The organism is uncultured Roseobacter sp., from assembly GCF_947493125.1.
Lineage (GTDB): Bacteria > Pseudomonadota > Alphaproteobacteria > Rhodobacterales > Rhodobacteraceae > Roseobacter.
Genome location: NZ_CANLQB010000014.1, coordinates 65,463 through 72,727, shown reverse-complemented (window position 1 = coordinate 72,727; position 7,265 = coordinate 65,463). Strand labels below are relative to the sequence as shown.

6 protein-coding genes and 2 pseudogenes are annotated in these 7,265 nt (G+C 58.4%); 3 read left to right on the top strand and 5 right to left on the bottom strand.

Annotation, left to right across the window (positions count from 1 at the left end):
• Positions 1-363: 363 nt before the first annotated feature.
• A pseudogene (locus Q1A71_RS22200) lies at positions 364-564 on the top strand (transposase); the annotation flags it as partial.
• Here the strand turns inward: Q1A71_RS22200 and Q1A71_RS22195 are convergent.
• Positions 472-777, bottom strand: coding sequence for a hypothetical protein (locus Q1A71_RS22195; protein ID WP_299682049.1), 306 nt, complete (start codon positions 775-777; stop codon positions 472-474). The pseudogene Q1A71_RS22200 and the gene Q1A71_RS22195 sit on opposite strands and share 93 nt — an antisense overlap.
• 352 nt (positions 778-1,129) lie before the next feature.
• On the opposite strand from Q1A71_RS22195, the gene Q1A71_RS22190 reads away from it, so the two are divergent.
• Entirely contained in the window at positions 1,130-2,173 is a 1,044-nt protein-coding gene (locus Q1A71_RS22190; RefSeq protein ID WP_299682040.1) for an IS5 family transposase, read from the top strand.
• A gap of 565 nt (positions 2,174-2,738) precedes the next feature.
• On the opposite strand, the gene Q1A71_RS22185 is transcribed toward Q1A71_RS22190, so the two are convergent.
• From Q1A71_RS22185 to Q1A71_RS22175, 3 genes and pseudogenes are all read right to left on the bottom strand, one after another.
• Positions 2,739-2,999 carry a CoA transferase gene (locus tag Q1A71_RS22185; protein WP_299682037.1) on the bottom strand — a complete coding sequence of 87 codons (261 nt, stop codon included), beginning with the start codon at positions 2,997-2,999 and terminating at the stop codon, positions 2,739-2,741.
• Positions 2,996-3,440 (bottom strand): annotated as a pseudogene (locus Q1A71_RS22180) (CoA transferase). The gene Q1A71_RS22185 and the pseudogene Q1A71_RS22180 overlap by 4 nt, the downstream one beginning before the upstream one ends.
• A 45-nt stretch (positions 3,441-3,485) precedes the next feature.
• Positions 3,486-4,076 (bottom strand): tripartite tricarboxylate transporter substrate-binding protein, encoded by a 591-nt coding sequence (locus tag Q1A71_RS22175; protein ID WP_299682034.1) that lies wholly within the window; start codon positions 4,074-4,076, stop codon positions 3,486-3,488.
• 287 nt (positions 4,077-4,363) lie between these two features.
• On the opposite strand from Q1A71_RS22175, the gene Q1A71_RS22170 reads away from it, so the two are divergent.
• The gene (locus Q1A71_RS22170) at positions 4,364-5,281 is read left to right on the top strand and encodes a LysR family transcriptional regulator (RefSeq protein WP_299682031.1); all 918 of its coding nucleotides are present in this window, start codon (positions 4,364-4,366) and stop codon (positions 5,279-5,281) included.
• A gap of 347 nt (positions 5,282-5,628) precedes the next feature.
• On the opposite strand, the gene Q1A71_RS22165 is transcribed toward Q1A71_RS22170, so the two are convergent.
• Entirely contained in the window at positions 5,629-6,924 is a 1,296-nt protein-coding gene (locus tag Q1A71_RS22165) for a Gfo/Idh/MocA family oxidoreductase (protein ID WP_299682028.1), read from the bottom strand.
• Positions 6,925-7,265: the final 341 nt, after the last annotated feature.

The following is a 7,265-nucleotide window of genomic DNA, read 5'->3' as shown; positions in this document are numbered from 1 at the left end:
ATCGTCCAGATGGACCAAAGGCCGGTCATGCACTAACAATCAAATTGGACCACTCAAGTGCGGCTGATCACGGCCGCAGCTTCGTGATTATTTCCTCAGGTTTGTGTCGCTTGTTTCCCATCGTGGATCCTCCGTTTTACTAAACATACCGGCGGACCACTTCAGTGGCGGAGGATCAGGCGCACTCTTGGCGAGATTGCGGACAATCAGTCGGGAAACTTCGGGGAGCTCTTTGTCGAGATGTTGCGCGACATGCGCGAAGAGCTAACAGAACTGGACACACGTCTCGCAAGTTAGAATCGTCGGATCAAGAACCTCTTCCGTTCAAACGAGATGCGCCAACGCACCGGTCAAATCGAAGATGTTGGCCCGACCACCGCAACGGCGCTGGTAGCTGCAATCGGCGATAAGTCCTGCTTCGAGAGTGGCCGCCAATTTGCAGCCTGGCTGGGGTTGGTGCCAAAACAACGATCAAGCGGTGGAAAGGCTCGTTTGTCTGGCATCAGCAAACGCGGTGACCGATATTTGCGCACCCTGCTGATACATGAAGCGCGTGCAGTTCTCGGCCGCTCGGCCGAGAAAACCGACATCCGTAGCGAATAGATAAACCGAATGCGGGAAAAACGTCATTTGAACGTCGTTGCTGTTACTTTGGCCAAAATGAATAGCGGATTTTCTGGTCACTTCTGGCAGGAGACCAAGAGCATCGCCCAGACCATGCTGTCTAGTTGGCGTGATTGCCCCACCAGAAGGATCATATAAGGAATATTGCAGCATCTGTCCTGAGATGGAGAAGGATCACGCCTGTTGCTTCTCGAACCTGATGTGTGGATCGGCAAGGTCGACACCGATGCCTTAGGAGCGATGAGGTTGAAGCAGGTGGAAATCCATCCACCGCCAGGCAGGGTATTGCGCAGCAATATCCCGAGAGGGGGGCTCGCGGCAACGAGTTATCGGGCCGCTTCAAGAAGCCGGATATACATCATCAATCGCGACCTCGACACCAAACCGAAACAGGCCGTTGCAATAATGCGGGCTCAATATAAATCACACATGGGCACCTCGAAAAATTGCCCTTGCCCTTGCTCATCGTTATCTTGAGGTCGGGTAGCCGGTACGTGGGATGACTATGGCGCAGATGAGCTTCTTCGACCTCTCGGACCGCTACACAAGCCTGGATGCGAAGAAGGACCCGCTGGCCGAGCTTGAGACCGTCGTGCCGTGGGAGGACTTCCGTCCTGCCCTGGAGCAAGTGTGGCGAAAGCCGGAAGCGGAACGAAAATCGCGCGCAGGGCGGAAGCCCATGGACGCGGTGCTGATGTTCAAGACGCTGGTTTTGGCGGTGCTCTACAATCTGTCCGACGACCAGATCGAGTACCAGATCCGAGACCGGCTCTCCTTCATGCGATTTCTCGGCCTCGGGCTGGAAGGCCGGGTGCCTGACGCCAAGACCGTCTGGCTCTATCGCGAGGCGCTGGCGCAGGCCGGTATGACCGAGGCGCTGTTTCGTCAGTTTGACGGCTATCTGGCGCGGCAGGGCTACATCGCGCGGGGTGGCCAGATCCTTGATGCGTCGATCGTGCGGGTGCCGGTCAGCCGCAACTCGCGGGACGAGAACGCGGCCATCAAGCAGGGCGAGGTGCCGGAGGGCTGGGCGGACAAGCCCGCCAAGCGCAGCCAGAAGGACACCGACGCGCGCTGGACGAAGAAGCACGGCAAAAGCCATTTCGGCTACAAGAACCACGTCAACGTGGACCGCAGGCACAAGCTGATCCGGCGCTATCACGTCAGCGACGCCGCCCTGCACGACAGCCAGGCGGTCAACCACTTGCTGACGCGGGGCAATACCGGCGCGGGCGTCTGGGCGGACGCGGCCTACCGGTCCGAGGAGATCGAGGGGAAGCTGCTGGCCCGGGGCCTCAAGAGCCACATCCACCGCAAGGGACGACGCGGAAAGCCGCTCGGCATCCAGGCCAAGGGCAGCAATCGGACGAAGTCCACCGTGCGTGCGCGGGTCGAGCACGTCTTCGGCGCGCAGAGCAACGACATGGGCGGCACGCTGGTGCGCACCATTGGCATGGCGCGAGCGAGGACGAAGATCGGGATGAAGAACCTCGCCTACAACATGCGCCGCCTCGTCCAACTCCGCCGCCTGAACCCCAACCCGGCTTGATCCGGGACCTGGGCGTCAGCCCGAAGGGGCCGAAGCCCGCCATGGCCGGGCGGAACACTCCCTGACGCCACAGCAAAACACCCCAGCAAGCCGCTTCATGCCAAGTTCACGCCACCGAATTCGACCGGAGTTGCGAAAATGGTGATAAATCGAGGTGCCCACATGACCGTCGCGACAGGCCTCATGCTTGTTCCTGGGTGTCGATGGCGATGTCGCAGAGCATTCTTTTCTGGGCAAAACGAGAAAGTGCACGCATCCGAGCCAAATCGCTGTAGGTTAATGTTCGATGCCTAGGCGAAACTGACCGCACCCCTCTCCGCAAATGCCTGAATCTCTGAACTAGTATAACCGAGCGCGACAAGGACATGCCGCGTTCCGGATCCAAGGGTCTCTGGTGGAGCTGAATCGCTCACAGTGGGTGCCTTCTCAATCGCGAACGGGAGGCCGCAGAATCCCGCAGCCCGCGGCTTGGAAAAGCGCGTTGCACCGCCGATGCAAGCTCAAGCGCTTCCGTAAGAGTGCGTAACCTTGCGCACGGCACCCCTGCTGCCATCAGGATCTCTTCTCACTCATCAGCCGTGCGCGGTTGCAGGACTTCACTGATCGCTTCACCCAGATCGGTTTCGTTGTGGTTGCGAGATGCGTGGTCGGCAAATCGCGGATCGGATAGCCAATCTGCCCGTTCAAGCGCGCGCGCCAAAGCCCGGAACTGTATCTCTTCGTTAACGCCAAGGCTGATGTAGCCACTCGCACAGGCAAATGTTCCTGACGAAGGCGAGCGGCTGTTGGCCGCGTTGCCGCGGGGCTTGGACGGATGTTCCGTCAACAGAAAATCGGTGACTGTAGAATCATCAAGCTAAACGCGGTTTCAAGCATGGATACATCCACGAAGGCGTCGACGCGGGTCCGCTCCCGCTGCATCAGCGCGGCCATGACCGCCATGGTCGCCGACATGCCCGTTGCGTAGTCTATGATCGGTGCGCCAGTGCGAGGTGAGCCCGTTTCTTCAGTGCCGGTCAGCGCTATGAGACCGCTGATGGCCTGAATATTCATATCATACGCTGGCGCGTCCGACATCCCGCCCATAGCCCGTCATTGCGCAGTGCACGAGGCGCCGATTGATGTTGCAAGTGGTGTCTTCGGTCAGATCGAGGCGAGAGAGCGTCTCCGAGCGATGGTTTTCGATCAGAGTATCTGCGGAACTCAACAGCCGCTCATCGGTCTCGCCACCGCTGAGCAAGGCGGGTACATTTCCGCGCTCGCGCATCAAATCTGCGAATTGCTCGGTCTCTGTGATCTGCTTCAAGGCGGCCTACATGCCCGAGATCATAGTCGGGTCAGTTCCTTTCGGCGCAAAGAAAGCGATGGGCGACGACACCACAACACGGTCAAACCCAAGCTCGGCTAGTGTTGCGACGTCATCTCGGATCGGATCACGTTCTGGCGCGACAAGAGCCAGCACAAGCAATTCGTTCTCGAACCAAGAGGCTTGTTGGATGCCAACAAATGCGAAGTCTATCTGTTCGCCGACAACAGCCGCGCGAGTTGGATCATCGCCTTTGAATGGCACACCCTGTGCCTGAAGTCCGTTCCGTTTGAGAAAGCTTTGACCAGCGACCTGTTGGAAGCCGCCCCGCCCATTGTGCGCCCACCTTAGACTGCCGGGGTTGCATTTGGCCGCGTTCATAAGATCTTGCACGGACTGGAATGGACTTGCTGCAGGCACAATAACTGCGGGGGTCAGGTTCCCGGTCTGGGCGATGATCTCAAAACCATCAAAAGAATTCACACCCGTATCACGCAGGATCGAACCGGCAGATGTCACCACAACGGTGTTCCCGTCGGAACGCGCGACAGTCGCTTTTGTGGCGCCCGTAATGCCGGAAGATCCAGGCTTGTTCACTATGACCAGCTGCACCGGCAGGATACTGTCGGCGGCTGCGCGCGCCAGCGCGTCGGTTCTCCCCCGCAGAATAAGGCGGCATTACATTAATAGGCCGCCGCGGCGCCCATTCAACCCAAGCCGGACCTGCCGCAATAACGGCTGTTGCCGACATACCTGTCCTTATGAAATCGCGTCCTTCCAGAATGTCCTGCCTTTCCTCGTCAGCGCTTTTGACTGGCGCCCTAGCGATATGTGCTGGACCGTAGCGCATCTCTTGATCTAGAAAAAATGTAATTATCAGAACCATGAATCGAGAAATTCGAACATTGAACTTACGCAGCTTGAAGGTCTTTGCCCTTGTGATGGAGGAAGGCACGCTAGCGCGGGCGTCCAGTGCCATGAACCTGAGCCAATCAGCGGCCAGCCGTTTGTTGCACCTGTTGGAAGTCGAATTCGATGTCGTACTCTTTCGACGCGACAACCGCCGACTTATCCCGACAAGCGAAGCCGAACACTTCTATCCTGAGGCATTGCGGATTCTGTCGCAGATCGACGGTCTTCCGCAGTTCATCCAGCAAACAAAGTCCACTGCAATGGAACCATTTCGGATCATTGCCCAAACACGAATCGTTAACGGTCTCGTTATTCCTGCGATCGCGCATCTGCGCGATACCTTTGCCGATCAGCCGATCAGGCTCGAAATCTACCCGCGCCGCGATCTCGGTCGACGCATGATGAATGATCGATACGACGTTGGTATCACCGCCCTGCCCCTGCCAATCGACACACCGAAACCGATCCGGCTGGGCACAGCCTCTCTGAAGGTTGCCATCTCGAAGGACCATCCATTGAGCCACTTCTCCGTTTTACGCCCGGAGGACGTCGCCGATGTGCCGTATGTTGCACTCGACGACACTACGGTGATCCGGCAAGTGGCGGATCGGAAGCTGGCCGCCACAGGAGCATCGCTCAACGTCGCTCACGAGGTATCGCTCGGTTCTGCGGCCTACCGGTTGGTCCAGCGCGGTCTTGGCTTCACCTTTGCAGATCAGATCGCACTCGATCCGGAATTGGAAGCAGAGGTCCGACTTGTCGATTGGGAACCACGTATGGAAATCGACATCGGCTACTTTATCCCGAACCCCAGCTCAAAAAGCGGCCTCAGCCAAGCTTTCGTGGAAGCATTGCACTCGATCTACACGCAACGCTGTTCAGACAAGTGATTTTCCGACAACGGCCAAGCATCGCATAGCGCCAGCGGAGGAACGCCGCGGAAACCGGATCACGAACCCGTCTCTGATCTGGTCAAGCATCCGTGGAACGAAACGCCGCGCATTGGCCTCCAGATCCGTGTAAGTACCGGCTGCCGATGAAGCGCCCGCCAGCCCATCAATGCGAGGGGCTTGGGACCTAGCCGCGATCCGGCGACCCAGATAGGGTACTCGTCGCAATTGACTGCATCGATTTGTTGCCAGCAACTTTTGACAATTGGCCCCTTCAGACAAGCTATAAAGAAGTGCATCAATGGGTCGAGTTCGAAACGCAAGAGATATCAAAGAACCAAGTCAGCTCACTTTGTGAAAGCGAGCGCTTTGCGGTATATCGCAAGTGCCGCGTCGTCCTTCAGAGCGACATCCTCCAGCGTCAGCGACACATCGGCTGGCACATCGCGTACCAGCGCCACTTGATCGGCTAGCCCAATCGGCAGCAAATCGGCGGCCTTTGAGGTCGGCCGCGCCTTACCCCAAACAGTGTAGCCGCCCTCCCCATCCAATCGCTCGCCGGCCTGAAGGGCGCGTTTCGCGACCGCGGCGACTGTTCCGCGCATCTCGCGGGCCTGACCGGTTGGCTCTGACCGAAGGGCGGCAGAGAGGACAGAAATGGAAAGCTCCAACCCGATCAGGTGGAAAGGCTTGTACATCGCTGCAAACCGGCCCGTGTCGTCCGTCGGCAGGCCATATTGCCGGAAACACGCAGCCGCGTAATCGTTTGGCGCCTCCAACACAACATAGACGCCCCAGCGCAGGTCGCGAAACACCGGGCGACCGTCCCGCTCCAGCGATGAGATCGTCTCCACCATGCCACGCCCTTCCAGCTGTCCGCCGACGTCACGTGGACGCAGCACGTGGGCCAGATCGTCCACCCCACAGGCCGGAAAACCGAGGCCGTCCGTAGGCACATCCATACCGCAGGCATTGGCAATGGCGACCATTTCGATGGCGCTCTTGGTGCCATCAAGAAAGGAGTTAAACATTTGCGAGTTCATGCCTGCGGCTTGCGCCTCCTCTGGGGACAGGCCGTAGTATGACCAGACATCGTCAGGCGTGACGGCGTGGTAGGCTGGCAAGTATTTCGTGCCCTTGCCTGCAGCTGTGACATGAAATCCAGCAGCGCGCGCCCAATCCACCATTTCCGAAACCAGTGCAGGCTGATCGCCATAGGCCATAGAGTAAACCACACCGGCCGCGCGGGCCTGAGCCGCGAGGACAGGACCGGCCAGCACGTCGGCCTCTACATTGACCATGACCACGTGCTTGCCCGCCATGATCGTGGCTTGTGCATGATGGATGCCAGCGCGGGGACTGCCGGTAGCCTCGATCACGACATCCACGTCGTCGCGGACGGCGAGAGCTCCGCCGTCTTCAAGGTAAGCGGTCGCGGCAATGCGTGCGTCATCCCAGCCCACCGCCCGGCAAGCGATCTGTGCATGTTCCGGGTCCAGGTCTGCGATGGCAGTAACCTCCAGCCCGGTAATGCTCGGCACCTGGCTCAAGAACATGGAGCCGAATTTGCCCGCCCCGATCAAACCCGCACGCACTGGGCTGCCGCGTTCGGCGGCCTCTGCCGCTAATCTTGCCAAGTTCATGACTTATCCTCCCTTAAGTTGCTTGCAGTCGAACATATGAGGCTGATCCGTCACAAGCGAGTTGCGGATCACAATCATGCCAAGGACTCATTTTAGGCGACTTGCAGATGTGTTTATGTGATTGCAGACGGCGTAGGTGCCGTGCTCAGGCACCTCACACACTTGCCCATGGAACCGAACATTTTCGCGACGGCCGTCACAGAATTCAACTGTGTGGCCGATCCAATTGTCGATGCAAGGCGGATCAATGGCGCGACAACGCTCGCCGGGCATCCAAGAACAGACCGTTTTTGATAATCTATGGTCTACTGAGATCTCTGATATGCCAAAGCTTGAAGATC